This window comes from Amycolatopsis sp. DG1A-15b (assembly GCF_030285645.1).
GTDB lineage: Bacteria > Actinomycetota > Actinomycetes > Mycobacteriales > Pseudonocardiaceae > Amycolatopsis.
Genome location: NZ_CP127296.1, coordinates 9,103,074 through 9,123,393, shown reverse-complemented (window position 1 = coordinate 9,123,393; position 20,320 = coordinate 9,103,074). Strand labels below are relative to the sequence as shown.

The 20,320-nt window shown below is 70.2% G+C and carries 21 protein-coding genes and 1 pseudogene; 13 read left to right on the top strand and 9 right to left on the bottom strand.

Annotated elements, in window-relative coordinates; all coding sequences use genetic code 11:
- The first annotated feature begins 102 nt into the window (after positions 1–102).
- Entirely contained in the window at positions 103–1,455 is a 1,353-nt protein-coding gene (locus QRY02_RS42380) for a dicarboxylate/amino acid:cation symporter (protein ID WP_285988310.1), read from the top strand.
- A 53-nt stretch (positions 1,456–1,508) separates the two neighbouring features.
- Here the strand turns inward: QRY02_RS42380 and QRY02_RS42375 are convergent, their stop codons facing one another.
- Positions 1,509–2,231, bottom strand: a complete 723-nt coding sequence (locus QRY02_RS42375; RefSeq protein WP_285988309.1) for a hypothetical protein — start codon at positions 2,229–2,231, stop codon at positions 1,509–1,511.
- Positions 2,232–2,412: 181 nt separating this feature from the next.
- On the opposite strand from QRY02_RS42375, the gene QRY02_RS42370 reads away from it, so the two are divergent.
- The 6 genes from QRY02_RS42370 to QRY02_RS42345 all read left to right on the top strand — a co-directional run bounded on the left by QRY02_RS42370 (position 2,413) and on the right by QRY02_RS42345 (position 7,279).
- Complete coding sequence (locus QRY02_RS42370; protein WP_285988308.1) at positions 2,413–2,688, top strand: SAV_915 family protein; 276 nt, start codon at positions 2,413–2,415, stop codon at positions 2,686–2,688.
- Positions 2,689–2,794: 106 nt separating this feature from the next.
- A complete protein-coding gene (locus QRY02_RS42365) occupies positions 2,795–4,588 on the top strand; it encodes an acetyl/propionyl/methylcrotonyl-CoA carboxylase subunit alpha (RefSeq protein WP_285988307.1) in 1,794 nt (597 codons plus the stop codon).
- A gap of 58 nt (positions 4,589–4,646) precedes the next feature.
- The gene (locus QRY02_RS42360) at positions 4,647–5,186 is read left to right on the top strand and encodes a DUF1707 SHOCT-like domain-containing protein (RefSeq protein ID WP_285988306.1); all 540 of its coding nucleotides are present in this window, start codon (positions 4,647–4,649) and stop codon (positions 5,184–5,186) included.
- Between the two features lie 7 nt (positions 5,187–5,193).
- Positions 5,194–5,589 (top strand): DUF1707 SHOCT-like domain-containing protein, encoded by a 396-nt coding sequence (locus QRY02_RS42355; protein ID WP_285988305.1) that lies wholly within the window; start codon positions 5,194–5,196, stop codon positions 5,587–5,589.
- A gap of 74 nt (positions 5,590–5,663) precedes the next feature.
- Positions 5,664–6,689 (top strand): hypothetical protein, encoded by a 1,026-nt coding sequence (locus tag QRY02_RS42350; protein ID WP_285988304.1) that lies wholly within the window; start codon positions 5,664–5,666, stop codon positions 6,687–6,689.
- Between the two features lie 59 nt (positions 6,690–6,748).
- Entirely contained in the window at positions 6,749–7,279 is a 531-nt protein-coding gene (locus QRY02_RS42345; RefSeq protein WP_285988303.1) for a GNAT family N-acetyltransferase, read from the top strand.
- A gap of 25 nt (positions 7,280–7,304) precedes the next feature.
- On the opposite strand, the gene QRY02_RS42340 is transcribed toward QRY02_RS42345, so the two are convergent.
- Positions 7,305–8,198, bottom strand: a complete 894-nt coding sequence (locus QRY02_RS42340) for an SDR family oxidoreductase (RefSeq protein WP_285988302.1) — start codon at positions 8,196–8,198, stop codon at positions 7,305–7,307.
- A gap of 119 nt (positions 8,199–8,317) precedes the next feature.
- Here QRY02_RS42340 and QRY02_RS42335 point away from each other — a divergent pair, with 119 nt between their 5' ends.
- Positions 8,318–8,905 carry a TetR family transcriptional regulator gene (locus tag QRY02_RS42335; RefSeq protein ID WP_285988301.1) on the top strand — a complete coding sequence of 196 codons (588 nt, stop codon included), beginning with the start codon at positions 8,318–8,320 and terminating at the stop codon, positions 8,903–8,905.
- A gap of 34 nt (positions 8,906–8,939) precedes the next feature.
- On the opposite strand, the gene QRY02_RS42330 is transcribed toward QRY02_RS42335, so the two are convergent.
- Positions 8,940–10,709 carry a glycerol-3-phosphate dehydrogenase/oxidase gene (locus QRY02_RS42330; RefSeq protein ID WP_285988300.1) on the bottom strand — a complete coding sequence of 590 codons (1,770 nt, stop codon included), beginning with the start codon at positions 10,707–10,709 and terminating at the stop codon, positions 8,940–8,942.
- Positions 10,710–10,907: 198 nt separating this feature from the next.
- Between QRY02_RS42330 and QRY02_RS42325 the strand changes: the two genes are divergently transcribed.
- Both QRY02_RS42325 and glpK read left to right on the top strand, forming a co-directional pair.
- Positions 10,908–11,657 (top strand): MIP/aquaporin family protein, encoded by a 750-nt coding sequence (locus QRY02_RS42325; protein WP_285988299.1) that lies wholly within the window; start codon positions 10,908–10,910, stop codon positions 11,655–11,657.
- Positions 11,658–11,690: 33 nt separating this feature from the next.
- The gene (glpK, locus tag QRY02_RS42320) at positions 11,691–13,205 is read left to right on the top strand and encodes a glycerol kinase GlpK (RefSeq protein WP_285988298.1); all 1,515 of its coding nucleotides are present in this window, start codon (positions 11,691–11,693) and stop codon (positions 13,203–13,205) included.
- Between the two features lie 48 nt (positions 13,206–13,253).
- On the opposite strand, the gene QRY02_RS42315 is transcribed toward glpK, so the two are convergent.
- The 5 genes from QRY02_RS42315 to QRY02_RS42295 form a co-directional block, all read right to left on the bottom strand.
- The gene (locus QRY02_RS42315; RefSeq protein WP_285988297.1) at positions 13,254–14,057 is read right to left on the bottom strand and encodes a VOC family protein; all 804 of its coding nucleotides are present in this window, start codon (positions 14,055–14,057) and stop codon (positions 13,254–13,256) included.
- 81 nt (positions 14,058–14,138) lie between these two features.
- Positions 14,139–14,789 carry a class F sortase gene (locus tag QRY02_RS42310; RefSeq protein ID WP_285988296.1) on the bottom strand — a complete coding sequence of 217 codons (651 nt, stop codon included), beginning with the start codon at positions 14,787–14,789 and terminating at the stop codon, positions 14,139–14,141.
- Between the two features lie 64 nt (positions 14,790–14,853).
- Complete coding sequence (locus tag QRY02_RS42305; RefSeq protein WP_285988295.1) at positions 14,854–15,381, bottom strand: hypothetical protein; 528 nt, start codon at positions 15,379–15,381, stop codon at positions 14,854–14,856.
- A gap of 118 nt (positions 15,382–15,499) precedes the next feature.
- Positions 15,500–15,961, bottom strand: a complete 462-nt coding sequence (locus QRY02_RS42300) for a hypothetical protein (RefSeq protein ID WP_285988294.1) — start codon at positions 15,959–15,961, stop codon at positions 15,500–15,502.
- A gap of 72 nt (positions 15,962–16,033) precedes the next feature.
- Positions 16,034–17,434 carry an NAD(P)H-quinone dehydrogenase gene (locus tag QRY02_RS42295; RefSeq protein WP_013222832.1) on the bottom strand — a complete coding sequence of 467 codons (1,401 nt, stop codon included), beginning with the start codon at positions 17,432–17,434 and terminating at the stop codon, positions 16,034–16,036.
- A gap of 126 nt (positions 17,435–17,560) precedes the next feature.
- Here QRY02_RS42295 and QRY02_RS42290 point away from each other — a divergent pair, with 126 nt between their 5' ends.
- Complete coding sequence (locus QRY02_RS42290; protein ID WP_285988293.1) at positions 17,561–18,013, top strand: gamma-glutamylcyclotransferase family protein; 453 nt, start codon at positions 17,561–17,563, stop codon at positions 18,011–18,013.
- A gap of 69 nt (positions 18,014–18,082) precedes the next feature.
- Here QRY02_RS42290 and QRY02_RS42285 read toward each other — a convergent pair.
- Positions 18,083–18,915, bottom strand: a pseudogene (locus QRY02_RS42285) (putative endonuclease domain-containing protein).
- Between the two features lie 217 nt (positions 18,916–19,132).
- Here QRY02_RS42285 and QRY02_RS42280 point away from each other — a divergent pair.
- Positions 19,133–19,423: a transposase gene (locus QRY02_RS42280; protein WP_285988292.1), complete on the top strand. Its 291-nt coding sequence runs from the start codon at positions 19,133–19,135 to the stop codon at positions 19,421–19,423.
- A complete protein-coding gene (locus QRY02_RS42275; protein WP_285988291.1) occupies positions 19,420–20,301 on the top strand; it encodes an IS3 family transposase in 882 nt (293 codons plus the stop codon). Before QRY02_RS42280 ends, QRY02_RS42275 begins: the two co-directional genes overlap by 4 nt.
- Positions 20,302–20,320: the final 19 nt, after the last annotated feature.

Here is a 20,320-nt window from a genome sequence, read left to right as displayed (position 1 = left end):
AAAGGCGCCACACCAACGGGTGATCCGGAAGAGTGCTCCGTTGCCTAACGTTCTCTTCACGAGGCAAGACAGACAGCAACTTTCGAGCACCGGAGTCGCCCCGTGTCTTTCGTACGGACATACACCAAGCCGCGGGTGTTCGCGGCCGCGGTTCTCGGCTCGCTCGTCGTCGGCGCCCTCCTCGGCGTCGTCGCGCGGCAGACCGAGGCCGGCTGGCTGACCGATCTCCTCGACCAGATCGGCACCATCTTCACCACGCTGCTGCAGATCGCGGTGATCCCGCTGGTCTTCACGGCGATCGTGGTCGGCATCAACAGCCTCCGCGGGCTCGGCGGCGGCCGCACCGCCGCGCGCCTCGGCGGCAAGACGGTCATGTGGTTCGCGATCACGTCGTTCATCGCGTCGCTGATCGGCATCGCGGTCGGCCGGATCTTCAACCCCGGCGCCGGCGGGCTCGGCGGCGCCACGGCGCTCGCGAAGAACGCCGACAAGGCCGCCAAGAGCGTCGACCACTGGGGCTCGTGGAGTGCGTTCATCGACGGACTGCTGCCGCAGAACTTCGTGAAAGCGTTCTCCGACGGCGAGACGCTGCAGGTGCTGTTCCTCGCGCTGGTCATCGGCGCGGCGGCCTACAGCCTCGGTGACAAGGCGAAGCCGTTCGTGGACTTCACGACGAGCGTGTTCGAGATCATCCAGCGCTACCTCGGCTGGATCGTCCGGCTCGCCCCGATCGGCATCATCGGCCTGATCGGCGCGGCGGTGTCCAATTACGGCGACGCGCTGTTCCGCCCGCTGTTCTCGACGACGCTCGCGGTCTACGTCGGCTGCCTGCTCGTGCTGTTCGTCGTCTACCCGATCCTGCTGCAGTTCGTGGCGAAGGTCAGCCCGCTGAAGTTCTTCGCGAAGGCGGGCACGGCGATCCAGTTCGCGTTCGCCTCGCAGTCCTCGGCCGCGACGCTGCCGCTGACCCGCCAGTCCGCGGTGAACCTCGGCGTCCAGCCGGCGTACGCGGCTTTCGCGACCCCGCTGGGCAGCGCGACGAAGATGGACGGCTGCGCGGCGGTCTTCCCGGCGATCGCGGCGATCTTCGTCGCCAACCTGGCCGGGGTGTCGCTGAACTTCTGGCAGTACGCCGGCATCGTCGTGGTCGCCGTGGTCGGCGCACTGGCGACCGCCGGGACCACGGGCTGGCTGACGGCCTTCACCCTGACGACGTCGTTCATCGGCCTCGACGCCAAGCAGGTCGCGCTGGGCCTGGCGCTGATCTACTCGGTCAACCCGATCATGGACATGATGCGCACGGCGACGAACGTGGCCGGCCAGATCGTGGTGCCGACGATCGTGGCCCGCAGCGAAGGCCTCCTCGACGACGAGGTCCTCAACGCGCCGACGGACACCCCCCTGCACACCGACGACGGCGCGGCGGCCCGGCACACGGAACCCGCCCCCGCCTGACCCCGCACGTGTGTGAAGGCCGTCTCGAGTGTTCGAGGCGGCCTTCACGACGTTCAGGACGGGCAGGTGCGGAGGTCGGCGCGGGTCAGGCGGACGTCCGGCCAGCCGCGCAGGTCCGACGGCGACGTCACCCGCCGCGTGCAGCCCACCGATCGGCCGGCCAGGTCGTACACCTCGCCCAGCACCGGCGCCGCCGTGCACTTCGGGGTGCCGGCAGCGGAGTCCGGGCAGTCGTGGCGGACCACGATCACGTCGGGGCTGGCGTCGGCCGTGACGTCGTAGAGCGACAGCGTCCCGGCGTCCGCGTAGAACGGCTTGCCCGGGTCGCGCCACACTCCCCCGCTGCTGACGAGCAGCTCGCCGTACGCGGCCGTCCCGTCGTCCCCGACGTCGCCGCGGACCAGGCACGCCGGGGCCGGGCCGTCGATGCAGCGCAACGAGTTCTGGTCCAGCCGCACGCCCAGCTGCGCGACCGACAGCTCGAACACCGTGCCCGGCTCGGGCCCGACGCGCAGGCGGGCCGAACCGCCTGCCGTGTCGGTCAGCAGCACCACCGGTGTGCCCCCGACCGTCACCGCCGCGAGCTGGCGGCACGGCCCGCCGCCGCAGGTCACCGCGGGCGTCACCGGTACGGCGGCGGGTTCGGCCAGTCCGGGGGCCGCCTCGGGCCGCGGCCGCAGCAGGAACACCGCGCCGATCGCGCTGACGGTCACCACCGCGGCCAGCACCGCGGTGAGCAGCGCCGACCGGGGCGTCCGCGCTGCCGTAGTCCGCATAAGACAGAGCGTAAGCCGCTTCGCGACCATGTGTCGGAAGCGCCCCGTCGCGATGTGACTGAATCCCCCGGGGGTGCAACCCCCGTACCCCGCCCGGGGGGCTCCGCCCCCACGGACCCCCCGAAGCGTGGGTGCCCGACGGGGTCAGAGGTAGCGGAACGTGCCCGTCTATGTTGTCCGGGTGACGAACCCGAACCTGCCGCCCGCCCTGTACCTGCCGACCGGCCCGGCCAGTGCCGAGACCGAAGGCGCGTCGATCGAGCTGCGCCGCACCCCGGACGGCCGCACCGCGCTGGTCGCCTTCACCGCGCTGGACCGGCTGATCGACTGCTGCGGCGAGCACCAGCCGTGGGTGCTGGTGAACACCGAGCACCTGCCGAAGGTGCACTCCGCGAACCCGTACGACGTGATCGTGCTCGATTCGCCGCTGGCCGAGGAGCTGCGCCACCACGTCTGAGCGTGGTTCACCTCTCACTCAAGAGACTCGCGACGTCATATCCGTAGACTTCCCTGATGCCGCGTGGGCGGTCAGCAATGCAGCTGTCGGACGCAGGAGGTGCGGGGTGGCCGAGCAGGTCGGCGAATCCACGGGCGGTCCGGTGACCAAGATCCTGGTCGCCAACCGTGGTGAAATCGCGGTACGCGTCATCAGAGCCGCGAAGGACGCTGGCCTGGCCAGTGTCGCGGTGTACGCCGACCCGGACCGCGACGCGCCACACGTCCGCCTGGCCGACGAAGCCTTCGCGCTGGGCGGCACGACGGCCGCCGAGAGCTACCTGAACTTCGACAAGCTCCTGGACGCCGCCAAGCGCTCGGGCGCCGATTCGGTGCACCCGGGCTACGGCTTCCTCTCCGAGAACGCGGACTTCGCCCAGGCCGTCCTCGACGCCGGGCTGACCTGGATCGGGCCGAGCCCGCAAGCCATCCGCGACCTCGGCGACAAGGTCACCGCCCGCCACATCGCCCTGCGCGCGGGCGCGCCGCTGGTGCCGGGCACGAAGGAGCCGGCGAAGGACGCCGCCGAGATCGTCGCGTTCGCCGACGAGCACGGCCTTCCGGTGGCCATCAAGGCCGCCTTCGGCGGTGGCGGCCGCGGCCTGAAGGTCGCGCGCACCCGCGAAGAGATCCCCGAGCTGTTCGAATCGGCCACGCGCGAGGCGGTCGCCGCCTTCGGCCGCGGCGAGTGCTTCGTCGAGCGCTACCTGGACAAGCCGCGGCACGTCGAGGCGCAGGTGCTCGCCGACATGCACGGCAACGCGATCGTCGTCGGCACCCGCGACTGCTCGCTGCAGCGCCGGCACCAGAAGCTCGTCGAAGAGGCGCCCGCGCCGTTCCTGAGCGACGAGCAGCGCAAGCGCATCCACGAGTCCGCGAAGGCGATCTGCAAGGAAGCCGGCTACTACGGCGCCGGCACCGTCGAGTACCTCGTCGCCGTCGACGGCACCATCTCCTTCCTCGAAGTCAACACCCGGCTGCAGGTCGAACACCCGGTGTCGGAGGAGACGACCGGCCTCGACCTGGTGCGCGAGATGTTCCGGATCGCGCGTGGCGAGAAGCTGCGGATCACCGAGGACCCCGAGCCGCGCGGCCACTCGATCGAGTTCCGCATCAACGGCGAGGACGCCGGCCGCGGCTTCCTGCCCGCACCGGGCACGGTGACGAAGTTCGTCGCGCCCAGCGGCCCGGGCGTGCGCGTCGACTCCGGCGTCGAATCCGGCAGCGTCATCGGCGGGCAGTTCGACTCGATGCTGGCCAAGCTGATCGTCACCGGGTCCGACCGGAACAACGCGCTCGAGCGCAGCCGCCGCGCGCTCGCGGAGATGGTCGTCGAAGGCATGGCGACGGTCCTGCCGTTCGACCGCGTGATCGTCGACGACCCGGCGTTCATCGGCGACGAGAACGGCTTCAGCGTGCACACGCGCTGGATCGAGACGGAGTTCGACAACAAGATCGAGCCGTTCGTGGCGCCGGACGTCGAAGCCGCCGAAGAGGAACCGCGGCAGAACGTCGTCGTCGAGGTCGGCGGGCGGCGTCTCGAGGTGTCGCTGCCGGGCGGGTTCGCGCTCGAAGGCGGCGGTGGCGGCGGGACCGCCGTCAAGGCGAAGCCGCGCAAGCGCGCCGGTGGCACCAAGGCCGCGGTGAGCGGCGACGCCGTCACGGCACCGATGCAGGGCACGATCGTGAAGGTGGCCGTCGAAGAGGGCCAGACGGTCGAAGCCGGTGAGCTGATCGTCGTCCTCGAGGCGATGAAGATGGAGAACCCGGTCACCGCGCACAAAGCGGGCACCGTCACCGGCCTTTCGGTCGAGGTCGGCGCCGCCGTGACGCAGGGCACACAGCTTCTCGAGATCAAGTAGCGAGGTTCGTTACGGATGTCGTGGTGGGCCGCCCCCGGGGCGGCCTACCATCGACTACGTGACCGAAGTCCCGTCTCCGCAGCTGCGGATCAGCGACCAGAACCGTGAGTCCGCGCTGTCCGCGCTCGGGGAGCACATGAGCGCGGGGCGGATCGACATCGACGAGTACGGCGAACGCTCGGCCCGGATCACCGCGGCCAAGACGCGCGGCGAGCTCGGCGAGATCTTCGCGGACTTGCCGGCCCCGCACCCGAGGTACGACGGCGTTCCCCAAGCCGTCGCCGCTCCCGGGCCCGCGGCCGCGGCGCCCGAGCCGGCCCGCCCGCGGACACCCGACAACTGGTCGCCGCCGCAGCGGTTCGTCGCCGCGATCGTGCCGTTGACCTGGATCGCCGCGATCGCGCTGATCGCCGCCGTCAGTGGTGCCCTGTGGCCGGTCATCTTCGTACCGATCGGGCTCACCGTCTTCGGCAAGTCCATGTGGGGCCACGACTGGAACCCGAACCACGACCGCCGCGACCGGCACCTGCGCGACCGGGAGCGCCGGCGCGAGCTGCGCGACTCCTATCGCGACCACCGGCGCGGGCTGGACCGCTGATCCCGCCGTGGGCGACATGCGGTTGAGCGACGAGGAACGCCAGGACGCCCTGGACGTCCTCGAAGAGCACGTCCGCACCGGCCGGCTCGACATCGACGAGTACGGGTCCCGGTCCGCGAAGGTCACCGCGGCGAAGCGGGTCAGCGAGCTCGCCCCGCTGTTCGACGACCTCCCGTCACCTCGCCCGAGCGCGTTGCTCAACGGGGTTTCCGCGCCCGGCGTCCCGGTGATGTCCTCGGAGGACAACGCGCTGGTGCGGTTCCTGACCGCGGGCGCGGTGCCGATCGCGATCGTCCTCGCGATCGCCGTACTGATCCTGTCCCGGGGCCGACTGTTGATCATTTCGGTGGCGCTGCCGCTGGTCGTCGCGATGATCGCCGGGGCCCGCCGCCGCCGTTCGTGATTGCTCCTTTCGCCGGGCAACCTGCTCCCGCGTTCCGACGTGGTGATCACGCAGGTCGGGGAAAGGGAGGAATCATGAACAGGATATGGGCGCGATCGGGGGTGCTCGCCACCGTGGCGATCGCCGTCGCGGCTTTGGCGGCGGGGCCGGCGCAGGCCGCGACGGGCCGACTGGGCTGGCAGGCGACGCTGCTGCCGTTGCCCGCTGGAGCCGACCCGGCGGGGCGCGGATTTCTGAACGCTTCGGACGGCCACGGCGAGTACGCGGGGTCGTTCATCGTAGGCGACCAGCTGCAGGTGGTGAGCTGGCGCGGCGGCAAGCCGGTGCTGCGCGGGACGCCGGCGGGCTTCGAGTGGGCGAGGGTCGTCGGGGAGGACAGAGCGGGGCGGATCTACGGCGAGGCGCTCGACTACGACACCGACGTCAACCGGACCTTCACCCTCGACGCCACCGGCTTCCACCTGTGGGCGCCCCCGCCGGGCTATGGCGACTTCGGGATCTGCGCGGTCAACCGGCACGGCGACGCACTGGGCACCCTGCCCACCGGTACCCCGGCGACGTACGTGCCGGCCGTCTGGCCCGCTGGGGCGGCTGCCCCCACGGTCCTGGCCTACCCGGCAGGCGCGGACTCCGTGACCGACATCGACGACGACGGCGCGATCCTGTTCAGCGGGTTCGACCGTGACATCGTCTTGAAGGACGGGGTGAGCAGGCCGCTGGCCGACATCGCCGGCTTCTCGTACCCGCACGGATCGGCGATCCGCAACGGCGTCGTGGTCGGGTTCGCGTCGAACGGCAACGCGTCGCAGGCGATCCGCTGGACGACGCCGGAGACACCGGTCGCGCTGACCGGCGGCGACTACGCGGGCGACCTGAACGCGCGCGGCCTGACGGTCGGCGAAGCCCCGATCCCGGGTTCGTTCCACGGCAAGCCGACGGCGTGGCGCGGAACGACCCCGGCCGGCGAGCTGAAGCAGCCGGGCACGTACACGGGCTACGCAGCAGGCCACGTCACCGACGACGGAGTGTTCGCGGGGTGGGCGTCGAACGGCCCGCTCGACGAGGGCGGAGTGCCGGTGATCTGGCGCTTCACCCCGTGACCCCGCCTTGATCGCCAGGCCGGGGGCGGTGTGCTCCCGGCCTGGCTAGGCTGGGTGGAGTGGAACCGGTGGAGATCAACGCGGGCACGTACTACCTGCGCCAGCTGCGCGCCGATCGCCACATCGACGACCGCCCGTTGTTGATGGAGGCGTTCGCCGATCCGACGCACCGCAAGTACGTGCTGAACTACCGGCTGCGCACGCTGGACGAGGCCACGGAGTACGTGGCCCTGCGCGCGGCCCAGTGGGCCGGCGACGAGCGCTGTTCCTGGGCGATCGCGGAGCCGACCTCGGGGAGGCTGCTGGGCGAGGTGGGGCTGCGCGAGCTGAACCTGGACGCGGCGTACGCGGAGGCGACGATCTGGGTCCACCCGGCGGAGCGGGGCAAGGGAATCGCGACAACGGCGTTGAACGCGGCGCTGCGGTTCGGCTTCGGCGGGCTGGGGCTGACCGAGGTGAGTTACCGGTACGAGGAGAGCAACGCGCCTTCGGCGATCGTGGCGGACCGCTGCGGGTTCACGCTGGTCGGCCCGGAGCCCGAGCGAGCGCCGACGGGTGAGCGGTTGATCCGGTGGCACCGGACGTCCTGACCGGCGGACGGCTCTCGACCAGCGCCTACACCGAGTACGCCCCCGCGGCGAGGTCGTCGACGAGAGTCGGCCCGCCGGGCGTCCAGCCGAGCAGCTTCTGCGTCGCGGTGCTGGTGGCGGAGAGGTCCATGGCGAAGAAGGTGCCGATCCAGCCGAAGTGGGCCGGGACGTCATCGGCGGGGATCGAGGCGACCGGCAGGTCGAACGCGAGGCCGATCGCCTGCGCGATTTCGCGGGTCGGCACGCCTTCTTCGGCGACGGCGTGCAGGCGGGTGCCCGCCGGTGCCGTCTCGAGGCCGAGGGTGACCATCCGGGCGGCGTCGGTGCGGTGCACGGCGGCCCAGCGGTTGGTGCCGTCGCCGGGGTAGCCGGAGACGCCCTTCTCGCGGGCGATCGCGGCGAGGATGGCGATGAACCCGTGGTCGCCGGTGCCGTGGACGCTCGGCGCGAAGCGCAGGCTCACGGTGCGCACCCCGCGGTCGGCGAACTCGAGCGCGAGGTTTTCGCTCCCGCCGCGCGGCGAGTCGGCGCCGTGGAACGGGGAGGCGTCGTCCTCGGTGGCGGGCCGGCCCGGGGCGAGGGCGGCGACACCGGAGGCGAGCAGGAACGGGCGACCGGTGCCCGCGAGCGTGTCGCCGATGGTCTGGACGGCGGCGCGCTCGGCCGCGTTCGAGACGGCCGGGTTGGCGAAGTCGTGCTTGTTCGCGAGGTGGATGACGGCGTCGGCGTCCTTGGCGCCGGCGCGGATGCCGTCCAGGTCGTCCAGGTCACCGCGGCGAACGTGGGCGCCCTTCGCCGCCACCGCGGCGGCGGACGCTTCGGACCTGGCCAGCCCGGTGACTTCGTGGCCCGCGCCGAGCAGGTCGGTGACGACGGCCGAGCCGATCCAGCCGGATGCTCCGGTGACGAAAACGTGCATGGGTGATCTCCTCCGACGGCTCCGCAATGGGGCGAAGCGGCTGATGTCTGTGACTGACGTCAGTCACAGACATCAACGTACACTTCAAGTCAGTCGCTGTCATCACTACACTCGATCGCATGGTGCGCTGGGAACCGGGAGCTGCCGAGCGGCTTCAGAAAGCCGCTCTCGAGCTGTTCGCCACGCGCGGGTTCGAGCAGACGACCGCCACGGAGATCGCCGAGTCCGTCGGCCTGACCGAGCGCACCTTCTTCCGCCACTTCAGCGACAAGCGCGAGGTCCTCTTCCACGGGCAGCAGCTGCTGGCGGAAGCGTTCCTCGCCGGTGTCGACGCGGCGCCACCGGAGGCGTCCCCGATCGAGATCGTCGCCTCCGCGCTGAAGTCCGCGACATCCGCCTTCCCGGCCGAGCGCCGCGCCCACTCCCGGCTCCGGCAATCGGTCATCGACCAGAACCCGGCGCTGCAGGAACGCGAGCGGCACAAGCTCGCCAGCATCGCCACCACGGTCGCCGGCGCCCTGCGCCGCCGGGGCGTCGACGAGGTGGCCGCGACCCTGGCCGCGGAGTCGGGCTCCACCGTGTTCGCGATCGCGTTCACCCAGTGGATCCGCGAGGACGAGCAGCGGTCATTCGCCGACATCGCCGCGCAGGTGCTGCGCGAACTGCTGAGCTTGACCGCCACCGCGTCGGCGAAAATCCCGCGATGACGGGGTCTCCCGAGGGATCACCCCCGGGAGGACCTCAGCTCACCGGCTCCACGATGCCCGCGCGGGCCTCCGGAGCCGCCGACCGCAACGCGTCCGCTGCCTCGTCGCTCGGCTGGGACTGGGACTTGCGCTCCGCCTCGACCCGGGCCCGGTAGACCTCGATCTCGTGCTTCACCGTTTCGGGCGACCAGCCCAGGACCTCGCCCACCAGCGCCGCGACCTGCTCGGCGCAGTCCACTCCCCGGTGCGCGTACTCGATCGAGATGCGCGTCCGGCGGGCCAGGACGTCCTCCAGGTGCAGCGCCCCTTCGTGCGAAGCCGCGTACACCACTTCGACGCCCAGGTAGTCCGGGGCATGCTCGATCGGCTTCAGCAGCTCCGGGCGGCCCTCCGCCGTGGCCAGGACCTCGTGGACCAGTGAGCCGTAACGGTCCAGGAGGTGCCTCACCCGGTAGGGGTGCAGGCCGTGCTCCGCCGCCAGGTGATCGGCCTGGTTGACCAGCGCGTGGTAACCGTCCGCGCCCAGGAGGGGGACCTTGTCCGTGATCGAGGGCTGGGACCGGCCCGGCAGGTCCACCGCCGCCGCGTCGACCGCGTCCGCCGCCATCACGCGGTACGTCGTGTACTTGCCGCCCGCGATCGCCACCAGACCCGGGGCCACCCTCGCCACCGCGTGCTCACGCGAAAGCTTCGACGTCTCTTCGCTCTCCCCCGCCAGCAGCGGGCGAAGGCCGGCATACACGCCTTCGATGTCGTCGTGGGTCAGCGGTGTCGCGAGGACCGTGTTGACGTGCTCGAGGATGTAGTCGATGTCGTGCTTCGTCGCCGCCGGGTGGGCCAGGTCGAGCTCCCAGTCGGTGTCCGTCGTCCCGACGATCCAGTGGTTGCGCCACGGGATGACGAACAGCACCGACTTCTCGGTGCGCAGGATCATCCCCGACTCCGAGACGATCCGGTCGCGCGCGACGACGATGTGCACGCCCTTGCTCGCGCGCACCCGGAACCGGCCGCGGCCGCCCGACAGGCGCTGCAGCTCGTCGGTCCAGACGCCGGTGCAGTTGATCACCGCGGCCGCCGAAATCTCCGTTTCGCGGCCGTCCTCGACGTCGCGCACGCGCACGCCCGACACCCGGTCGGCTTCGCGCAGGAACCCGACGACCTGGGTCGACGTCCGCACGACCGCGCCGTAGTGCGCCGCCGTCCGCGCCACCGTCATCGTGTGGCGGGCGTCGTCGGACTGCGCGTCGTAGTAGCGGATCCCGCCGATCAGCGCCGACCGCTTGAGCGCCGGCACCATCCGCAGCGCGCCCGCGCGGGTCAGGTGCTTCTGCCCCGGGACGCTGCGGGCGCCGCCCATCGTGTCGTACATCAGCAGGCCCGCCGCGGTGTACGGCCGTTCCCAGACGCGGTGCGTCAGCGGGTACAGGAAGCTGACCGGCTTCACCAGGTGGGGCGCGATGGTCGTCAGCATCAGCTCGCGCTCGCGCAGCGCCTCCCGGACCAGGCCGAATTCGAGCTGCTCCAGGTACCGCAGGCCGCCGTGGAAGAGCTTGCTCGACCGGCTCGACGTCCCGGACGCGAGGTCGCGGGCCTCGACGAGCGCGACCCGCAGGCCGCGCGTCGCGGCGTCCAGCGCCGTGCCCGCCCCGACCACGCCGCCGCCGATGACGACGACGTCGAACGTCTCCTTGCCGAGCCGCTGCCACGTCTCTTCCCGCTTGACCGGGCCCAGTCGAGCCGGGTTGGTCTCCGCTGCGTGCTGAGCCACGTGACTTCCTCCTCGTGCCGGCGAGGCTTCCAGCATCGCACGACCCGGTGATCATCCGCCCGTCCACGGATGACACTTGTGGCGTAACCCTCCGCGATCTTGAAAAGATTCGGCTGCGCGGCGCTTGGAGTTAGCTTCTACGCCCCGGTAACGTCGCGCGGACGTGGGTCGGCAACGGTGCCGTGGCACGCCGTGATCGACCCTGCGCAGAGTGTCCAGTGTGGAGGTGCAGCGGTGAGTGCTGGAGCAATAATCGTCTGGGAACTACTGGGAACGGCGACGCTGATCCTGCTCGGCAACGGCGTGGTGGCCAACCACGTGCTGCGCAAGAACAACGGTCACAACGCGGGATTCCTGTTCATCAACCTCGGCTGGGCGTTCGCGGTCTTCACCGGCGCCAGCATCGCCGCGCCGAGCGGCGCGCACCTGAACCCGGCGGTGACCCTCGGGCTCGCCATCGCCGACAAGACGCCGTGGGCCGACGTGCCCTTCTACATCATCGGGCAGATGGCCGGCGCCATCATCGGCGCGGTGCTCTGCTGGGCCACCTACAAGCTGCAGTTCGACGACCACCCCGAGCCCGAGAACACCCTCGGCATCTTCTCCACCGGACCGCAGATCCCGAACACCGCGTGGAACCTCGTCACCGAGATCATCGGCACCTTCGTCCTGGTCGTGTGGATCCTGCTCAGCCCCACCTACGCCATGGGCGACGGCGGCACGCCGACCTTCGGCAACTCCGCGCTGGGCTACGCGGGCGTCTCGTTCGTGGTGCTCGTGATCGGCGCTTCGCTCGGCGGGCCGACCGGCTACGCCATCAACCCGGCCCGTGACCTCGGCCCGCGCATCGCGTACGCCTTCCTGCTGCCGATCCGGAACAAGGCGAACGCCAACTGGGGCTACTCGTGGATCCCCGTCGTCGGCCCGCTGGCCGGCGGCGCCCTCGCCGCGCTCGTCTACCTCGCCGTCCACAACCTGACCTGATCGCCTCCTCCGACGCCAATTCCGGGAGCACACATGACTTCGTACATAGCCGCGATCGACCAGGGCACCACCTCCACCCGGTGCATGATCTTCAACCACGAGGGCCGCGTCGTCTCGGTCGACCAGCGCGAGCACGAGCAGATCTTCCCGCGCGCCGGCTGGGTCGAGCACAACGCGGAAGAGATCTGGGAGAACACCCGCCGGGTCGCCGCGGGCGCGCTGGCCAAGGCCGACCTCACCGCCAAGGACATCGCCGCCGTCGGCATCACCAACCAGCGCGAAACCGCACTCGTCTGGGACAAGACGACCGGCCGGCCGGTGTACAACGCGATCGTCTGGCAGGACACCCGCACCGACAAGATCGTCACCGAGCTCGGCAACCTCGGCGGCGGCCAGGAGCGCTACCGCGACAAGGTCGGCCTCCCGCTCGCGACCTACTTCTCCGGTCCCAAGATCAAGTGGATCCTGGACAACGTCGAGGGCGCGCGCGAGAAGGCCGAGGCCGGTGACCTGATCTTCGGCAACATGGACACCTGGGTGCTGTGGAACATGACCGGCGGGACGGACGGCGGCGTGCACGTCACCGACCCGACCAACGCCTCCCGCACCATGCTGATGGATCTCGACACCCTGCAGTGGGACGCCGACATCGCCGGCGAGATGGGCATCCCCCTTTCGATGCTGCCGGAGATCCGCTCCTCGTCCGAGGAGTACGGCAAGGTCCGCGAGAAGGGCGCGCTGGCCGGCGTCCCGATCGCGGGCATCCTGGGCGACCAGCAGGCCGCGACGTTCGGCCAGGCCTGCCTCTCGCCCGGCGAGGCCAAGAACACCTACGGCACCGGCAACTTCATGCTGCTCAACACCGGCACCGAAAAGGTGATGTCGCAAAACGGGCTGCTCACCACGGTCTGCTACAAGATCGGCTCGAACGACACGATCTACGCGCTGGAAGGCTCCATCGCCGTCACCGGTTCGCTGGTGCAGTGGCTGCGCGACAACCTCGGCATGATCACGACCGCGGCCGAGATCGAGGACCACGCGCGCAGCGTCGAGGACAACGGCGGCGCGTACTTCGTCCCGGCGTTCTCGGGCCTGTTCGCTCCTTACTGGCGCTCCGACGCTCGTGGCGCGATCGTCGGGCTCACCCGGTTCGTCAACAAGGGCCACCTGGCCCGCGCGGTGCTGGAGGCGACCGCCTTCCAGTCGCGCGAGGTCATCGACGCGATGAACGCCGACTCCGGAGTCCCGCTGAAGTCGCTCAAGGTCGACGGCGGCATGGTCGTCAACGAGCTGCTGATGCAGTTCCAGGCCGACATCCTCGGCGTGCCGGTGATCCGCCCGGTGGTCAACGAGACCACCGCGCTGGGTGCCGCGTACGCCGCCGGTCTCGCCGTCGGGTTCTGGAAGTCCGAGGACGACATCCGCACCAACTGGGCCCAGGACAAGCAGTGGGATCCGTCGATGGACGACGCCCGCCGCGAGCGCGAGTACCGCAACTGGAAGAAGGCCGTCACCAAGACCTTCGACTGGGTCTCCGAAGAGGACTGACCGGCGAGGGCCGGGGGTGCCGCCTCGTGGCGCTCCCGGCCCGTCCCTTCACACCTCCCAGCCCTCCGGCTCGCCCGACTGCTCGTTCGGGGCGATGACCATGAACGGCACGCCCTGGTCGTCGGCGACCCGCACCTGCCGCCCGTACGGCGAGTCGAACGGTTTCCCGTCGACCGTGCCGCCGAGCTCGGCCACCTTGGCCGCGCTCGCGTCGGCGTCCGCCACCCAGAAGTACGCCCCCCAGTACGACGGCACCTCCGGTGGCACCGATGCGGGCATCGCGCCGAGGCCGCCGACCGGGCGCCCGTCGATGAGCACCACCGCGTACGTGAAGTCGTCGCCGGAGATGTCCTGGAAGCCGTAGCCGAAGATCTCTTCGTAGAACGGCTTCGCCGCCGCGTAGTCCCGGCTCATGCAGTCGTTCCAGGCCAGCGTGCCCGGCGCCGCCGTGACCTGCGTGCCGATGTGGTTGCCGGCCTCCCAGAGCCCGAAGACCGCGCCCGCCGGATCGGCCGCGACGGCCATCCGGCCCTCCTTCATCACCTCCATCACCGGCATGACGATCCGCCCGCCGGCGTCGGTGATGGCCGCGGCCGTCCGGTCCACATCGGACACCGCCAGGTAGGTCGTCCAGAACGGCGGGATGTCCTGGCCGGGCGGGGTCTGGCCGATGCCGGCGACCGGGCGTCCCCGCAGCTCCGCCATGCCGTAGAAGCCGGTCTCCTCACCGCCCCGGTGCACGTCCCAGCCGAACAGGCTGCTGTAGAAGGCGATCGCCTTCGCCTGATCGGGCACCATCAGGTCCACCCAGCCGGGCGTACCGTCGGGCCATCTTTCGTCCCGGAACACCATGCCGACTCCCAACCCCTCGTCTGTGCCGCCGCTGGTGACGACCGGGACAGTCTGGCACCGGGCACCGACAAAAACCGAGAATCAGGCCTGGACCAGGCGGGCGTAGACGACGATGTTGTCGACGTAGTTGTGCGCGTTCCGGTCGAAGACGCCACCGCAGGTGATCAGCCGCAGCTCGGGACCGGCCGTGTCGTCGTAGACGCCTTCGCCCTCGAAGTCCTTCTTCGGCACCTGGTGCACCTTCGTCACCTCGAACACCACCGTGGTGCCGTCCTTGCGGGCGATCGAGACCCGGTCGCCGGGGGCCAGCTCCTTGAGGCGGAAGAAGATGCCCTTCTGGTGGTTGCCGTCGACGTGCCCCAGTACGACGGCCGGGCCGGTCTCGCCCGGCGTCGGCGCGTAGGTGTACCAGCCGGCCTGCAGCGGCGTGGTCACCGGCGGCACCTCGACGGTGTTGTCCGGGTTGAGGCCGAGCGGGACCAGCGACGAGTGCGCGCCGATCTTCGGGATGTCGATCGAGACGGGCTCGACCTTGGGCAGCGCCGCGACGGCGTCTTGGCTGCCTGACCGGGGCGCCGGGTCGACCGCGACCGGCTGGGCGGGCGGTGGCTGCGCGGTGCCTGGGTCTCGGTGCCCGCCGAGCGTCAGCGCCAGGACCACCAGCGCGGCCACCAACGCCACGACCAGGGCGATCAGGAAGCCTCGTCTGCTGCCCGTGCTCCTCGTGCTCATGCTCTCCCCTCCTCGCTCACGGGCCACACGTCCGGTGGGGCCGGACGGTTGAGCCGGGCCGCGGTCAGCGTCGCCACGACCGCCGCGCCAGCACCAGACCACCACCGCCGACGGCCAGCACGCCCATGGCGCCCGCAGCGGCGAGCGGCCCGTGGCCGACCGGGCCGCCACCGGTCTGCGGCGCTCCCGACGGTACCTTCGCGACCTGCCGACGTTCACCCAGGACGGTGAACTTCGTGGTCAGTTCCGCGCCACCGCAGGAGAACGACACCTGGTAGACGCCGGGTTTCGCCGGCGTCACGGTCGCCGCCGCGGCCGCGGCGGGTGCCTTGGCGGGATCGTTCTGCGGGCCGACGCGCCGGAGCGCGCCGATCGTGAGGACCTGGGACGCCAGGTCGCGCGTGCTCCCGGCTTCGCAGCCGAGCCGGATCTGCACCTTCGCACCCGGGCGAGCCGCGTTCGGCATGACGCGGAGATAGGCCTTCGGGTTCCCCGCGTGCCCGGCCGGCGTGGCCGCGAAGGCCGCCGGCGCCGAGAGCAGCAATCCACCGGAAACGGCGGCGACAACCAAGATCTTTTTCGTTCGCAACATTTTCCCTCCCCCGGGAGTTGTGTTTCGAAAGACGCTCCACCTGCGGAGAGGTTGCCTGAGACATTAAAAAAACCACCCCGGAGCAGGACTCCGGGGTGGTCGTGGCGTTTCCGGGAAATTAGCCGGCCATGCTGCCGTCGCCGGCCTTCGCGGCGCCGGATGGCACCTTCGCGACCTGCGCGGCCGGCACCGTGAACTGCGTGGTGTAGGTCTGGCCGCCGCAGGTCACGGTCAGCGGGTACGTCCCCGCCTCGGTGCCGGGCTTGAGCTCGGCGTCGGCGCTGATGTTCGCATCGGCGCCCATGAACGGGCCGGGGGTGTAGTTGGTGAAGGTCAGCGCCGGCGAGGAGAACGCCGGCGAAGGACCGTCGCACTTCGCCAGCGCCACGTTCGGTGCGTCGCGGACGTACTTGTCCACCAGCGTCTGGTTGATCGCGGTGTTCACGTTGAGCTGGACGCTGCCTGCCTTCGCGTTCGCGCTCGTGCTCGGCGTCGGGCCGGTGCTCTGCGCCATCGCCGATCCCGTCAGCGCCGTCGCGCCGATCACCGCTGCCGCAACGAAAACCACCGTCTTGCGCACGTTCGCACCCTTCGCGTCCTTCAGCCTTACAACCGACAAGACGCGACGGGTGCGCCCGGGTTGCGTGCCGGATCAGTCGAGATCGTCGTGGCGCATGAGCTGGCGCCCGGCCTCGGTGATCGAGCCCGAGAGCGACGGGTACACCGAAAATGTCAGTGCCAGGTGGTCCACTGTGAGCTGGTTCTGAACGGCGAGCGCGATGGGAAGGATGAGCTCGCTCGCCTGCGGCGCCACGACGACGCCACCGACGACCACGCCGGTGGCGGGGCGGCAGAACAGCTTCACGAAGCCTCGGCGGAGGCCCTCCATCTTCGCGCGCGCGTTGGTGGCCAGGGGCAGCATGATGGTGCGCGCGGGCACCTCGCCGGAGTCGATCGCCTGCTGGCTGATGCCGACGGTGGCGATCTCCGGGTGGGTGAACACGTTGGCGGCGACGGTCTTGAGCTTGATCGGCGCGACGCCTTCGCCCAGCGCGTGCCACATCGCGATGCGGCCCTGCATGCTCGCCACCGAGGCCAGCATCAGCACACCGGTGCAGTCGCCGGCGGCGTAGATGCCGGGAACGGAAGTGCGTGAAACGCGGTCGACGGTGATGAACCCGCCGGGACCGGGCGAGATGCCGACCTTGTCGAGGCCGATGTCCTTGGTGTTCGGCACCGACCCGACGGTCATCAGCGCGTGGCTGGCTTCGATCACGCGGCCGTCGGCGAGGAAGATCTCGACGCCCTTTTCGGTGCGCTCGACGCGGTCGGCGCGCGCCTGCTTCGCGACGGTCGTGCCGCGCTGCGAGAAGACCTCCTCGAGCACCGCGGCGGCGTCGGCGTCTTCGTGCGGGAGGACGCGGTCACGGCTGGAGACGACGGTGACCTTGACGCCCATCTCGGTGTAGGCGGAGGCGAACTCGGCTCCGGTGACGCCCGAGCCGATCACGGCCAGGTGCTCCGGCAGCTCCTGGAGCTCGTAGAGCTGGCGCCAGTCGAGGATGCGCTCGCCGTCCGGCACGGCGCCGGGCAGGACGCGCGGGGTGGCGCCGGTGGCGATGAGGACGACGTCGGCGGGCAGCTTTTCGGTGCCGTCCTTCGTCGTGACGGCGACCTTGTGCGTCGCCAGGCCGGGCTCTTCGTCGCAGAAGCGGGCCTCGCCGGCGATGACGCGGACGCCTTCGCGCTGGACGCGGGCGCGGATGTCGGCGGACTGGGCGAGGGCGAGCCCCTTCACCCGGCCGTGGACGGTCGGGAGGTCGATCCTGGTGTCGGCCATGTCGGTGTTGATGCCGAGCTCGCCGAGGTCGTGCATCTTCGCCAGGGCGCCGGAGCTCGCGATGAACGTCTTCGAGGGGACGCAGTCGTAGAGGACGCAGGCGCCACCGAGGCCGTCCCGCTCGACGATCGTGACGTCGGCCCCGTGCTGGGCTGCGACCAGCGCGGCTTCGTAGCCGGCCGGGCCCCCGCCCATGATCACGATCCTGGTCACCTGGGTCCTCCTCTGGCAGTCCGTGCGGTGCTCTCACCGTACGCGGCGAAGGTGACCGGACACTGAAGTGGGCGAACACGGCGAGTGCGTCCACTCGGGTCAGGGAGGTGTCGCTACGCTGTCGGCGTGCCGTTGTATGCCGCGTACGGATCGAACATGGAGCCCGCCCAGATGCTGGAGCGCGCGCCGCACTCTCCGATGGCCGGCAGCGGCTGGCTGGAGGGGTGGCGCCTGACCTTCGGCGGCGAGGACCTCGGCTGGGAAGGTGCCCTGGCCACGATCGTCGAGGACCCGGGGTCACGGGTGTTCGTCGTCCTCTACGACGTGACCCCGCTGGACGAGACCGGGCTGGACCGCTGGGAAGGCGGCGAGCTGGGGATCCACTCGAAGATCCGCCTCCGCGTCCAGACCATGGACGGCTCGGTCCTGGCCTGGCTGTACGTCCTGGACGCCTACGAAGGCGGCCTCCCGTCCGCCCGCTACCTGGGCGTCCTGGCCGACGCCGCCGAGGCGGCCGGCGCCCCGGCCGACTACGTCGACGACCTCCGCACCCGCCCCTGCTCCGGCATAACCGGCTAACTCGTGTCGTCCCTCCAGGTACGCGTGTCGTCCATCTGAGTACGCGTGTCGTCCGGTTGGGTACGACGTCTAGGTGGAGCGCAGCCGGAACGCCTCGCCGAGGTCCCGCAGTAGCCGACTCGAGTCGCGAAGATCCGCAGCAACGGCGGAATCGTGATCCAGCCACGCGCCGCCATACGGGCGTCTCGCTCGGCGTCGTAGGCAACTCGATCTTCGTGTGCCGCGTAACCGTCGTACTCCAGGGCGATACGCCGGGATGGCCAGGCCATGTCGAGCCGGTAGAGAAGTCGACCGTCAACGGCTGGCAACTCGTACTGCGGCTCCGGTACGGGAAACCCTGCCTCAACCACGATCAGTCTCAGGACGCTCTCCGGGGGCGACTCGGCCTTGCCGGTGGCGAGTTCCAGCAGTGTCAGAGCCCTGTGGATACCTCGTCGATCCCGGCGGTCTTCGAGACGGTCCCGAATGTTCTCCCGGAGCTTCCCGTCGTGGTCCGGCGGCAAGGTTCGGAGCCACTCGTCCACAGCGGCGAACGCCGTTCGCCGATCACCATCACAGAGGAACTCCGCCAACGCGAGGTCAATCGGAAACGTGGCAAGCCCGTCGAGTTCGATCACGTCCGTCGGCCGGTAGTAGCCCTGGTGAACGACGAGGCCGGGCTTTGACTTGATCCGGCGTTCATAGGGCACCGTGATGTGAATGCTCGCGCATGCTGATGCCGAAATCCCATGCAGGGCAAGCGATGTTGGGCCGGACAACACTGCAGGCCGACCAACCGCCAGCAGGGCTCCCTCAGCTCTCGTCCTCAGTTTCAGTGCATCGCTCGAGCGCATGACGACGCCTCGCCACGGTTGCGCCAGCAGGCCGCTGGCCAACGCCTCACGCACTGCACGCTGCCCCATTACCTCCACGGCACGTCGACGCGAAGCCGCACCATGCCGTCCTCCCCACCCGGTCACAGCATCAAGAATCAGGCCCTTCCGTGATCTCCGGAAGAGCCTGATTCAGCGGCTGTGGATAACTACCCGCCTGTGGATAACCCTGGGGACAACTCCTGGAGTTGCCCCGTGGGGCCAGACACCTTGATTCCAGACAGTGGTCTGGAGGGAGGATGTCCTGATGTCGCGCAGGTCGAAGTATCCGGAGCAGTTCCGACGGGACGCGATCGAGCTGGTCAACTCCAGTGACCGTCCGTTGCGGCAGATCGCCCGCGAACTCGGGGTCAACCACGAGACCCTGCGCTCGTGGGTCAACGTGGCCAAGCAGGCCGCCGAGGCCGCGCCGCCGGCAGAAGACCCGGGCATGACCGATGAGGTGACGCGGTTGCGGCGGCAGGTCGCTGAGCTGCAGAAAGAGAAGGAGATCCTGCGGAAAGCAGCCGCCTATTTTGCGCGCGAGATGGATCGATGAGCTACCGCTACCGATTCATCTCCGAACACCGCCCCGAGTTCGGTGTCCAGCGGTTGTGCCAGGTCCTGGGCCTGCGCCGGCAGGGCTTCCACGAATGGGCCGCCACCGAAACAGCCCGGGCCGCGCGGGCCGAGGCCGAGCAAGAACTGGTCACCCTGATCACCTCGATCCATGCCGAGCATCGGGGCGCTTACGGGGTGCCGCGGGTGACCGCCGAGCTGCACCGCCGCGGCCACACCGTCAACCACAAGCGGGTCGAGCGGCTGATGCGCGAGCACGGGCTGGCCGGCATCACCCGCCGCAAACGCCGCACCCTCACCCGACCCGCGGTCGGCCCGGTCGCCCCGGTCGGTGATCTGATCCGCCGCGACTTCACCGCCGAGAAACCGGGACAACGGTTCGTCGGGGACATCACCTGCCTGCCCACCTTCGAAGGCTGGCTCTACCTGGCCACCGTCATCGACCTGCACACCCGCGAAATCGTCGGCCACGCCATGGCCGACCATATGCGCACCGACCTGGTCTGCCAGGCGATCGACCTGGCCACCGCCCGCGGCCTCATCAACCCGGACGCGGTGTTCCACTCCGACCGCGGCGTCCAGTACACCTCCAGCCAGTTCCGCACCGCGCTGGCCGAACACAAGATTCGCCCGTCGGTCGGGCGGGTCGGGTCCTGCTACGACAACGCCGTCGCCGAAGCCTTCTTCGCCACATTGAAGACCGAGATCGGCACCACCATCTGGCGCACCCGCACCGAAGCCCGCCAGGACGTGTTCACCTACCTGCACTACTACAACCACAAGCGACTGCACTCCACCATCGGCCAGAACACACCAGCCGAAACCCGAACCAACTACGCTCAAACCCCAGCTGCCTGAAAACCCGTGTCCGCCTCAC

Bases quoted from the DNA above. Each gene is read 5' to 3' on its own strand.
- QRY02_RS42375 (WP_285988309.1), bottom strand. From the start codon at position 2,231: ATGCGGACTACGGCAGCGCGGACGCCCCGGTCGGCGCTGCTCACCGCG.
- QRY02_RS42350 (WP_285988304.1), top strand. From the start codon at position 5,664: ATGAACAGGATATGGGCGCGATCGGGGGTGCTCGCCACCGTGGCGATC.
- QRY02_RS42340 (WP_285988302.1), bottom strand. From the start codon at position 8,198: ATGCACGTTTTCGTCACCGGAGCATCCGGCTGGATCGGCTCGGCCGTC.
- QRY02_RS42335 (WP_285988301.1), top strand. From the start codon at position 8,318: ATGGTGCGCTGGGAACCGGGAGCTGCCGAGCGGCTTCAGAAAGCCGCT.
- QRY02_RS42330 (WP_285988300.1), bottom strand. From the start codon at position 10,709: ATGCTGGAAGCCTCGCCGGCACGAGGAGGAAGTCACGTGGCTCAGCAC.
- glpK (WP_285988298.1), top strand. From the start codon at position 11,691: ATGACTTCGTACATAGCCGCGATCGACCAGGGCACCACCTCCACCCGG.
- QRY02_RS42315 (WP_285988297.1), bottom strand. From the start codon at position 14,057: ATGGTGTTCCGGGACGAAAGATGGCCCGACGGTACGCCCGGCTGGGTG.
- QRY02_RS42310 (WP_285988296.1), bottom strand. From the start codon at position 14,789: ATGAGCACGAGGAGCACGGGCAGCAGACGAGGCTTCCTGATCGCCCTG.
- QRY02_RS42305 (WP_285988295.1), bottom strand. From the start codon at position 15,381: ATGTTGCGAACGAAAAAGATCTTGGTTGTCGCCGCCGTTTCCGGTGGA.
- QRY02_RS42280 (WP_285988292.1), top strand. From the start codon at position 19,133: ATGTCGCGCAGGTCGAAGTATCCGGAGCAGTTCCGACGGGACGCGATC.
- QRY02_RS42275 (WP_285988291.1), top strand. From the start codon at position 19,420: ATGAGCTACCGCTACCGATTCATCTCCGAACACCGCCCCGAGTTCGGT.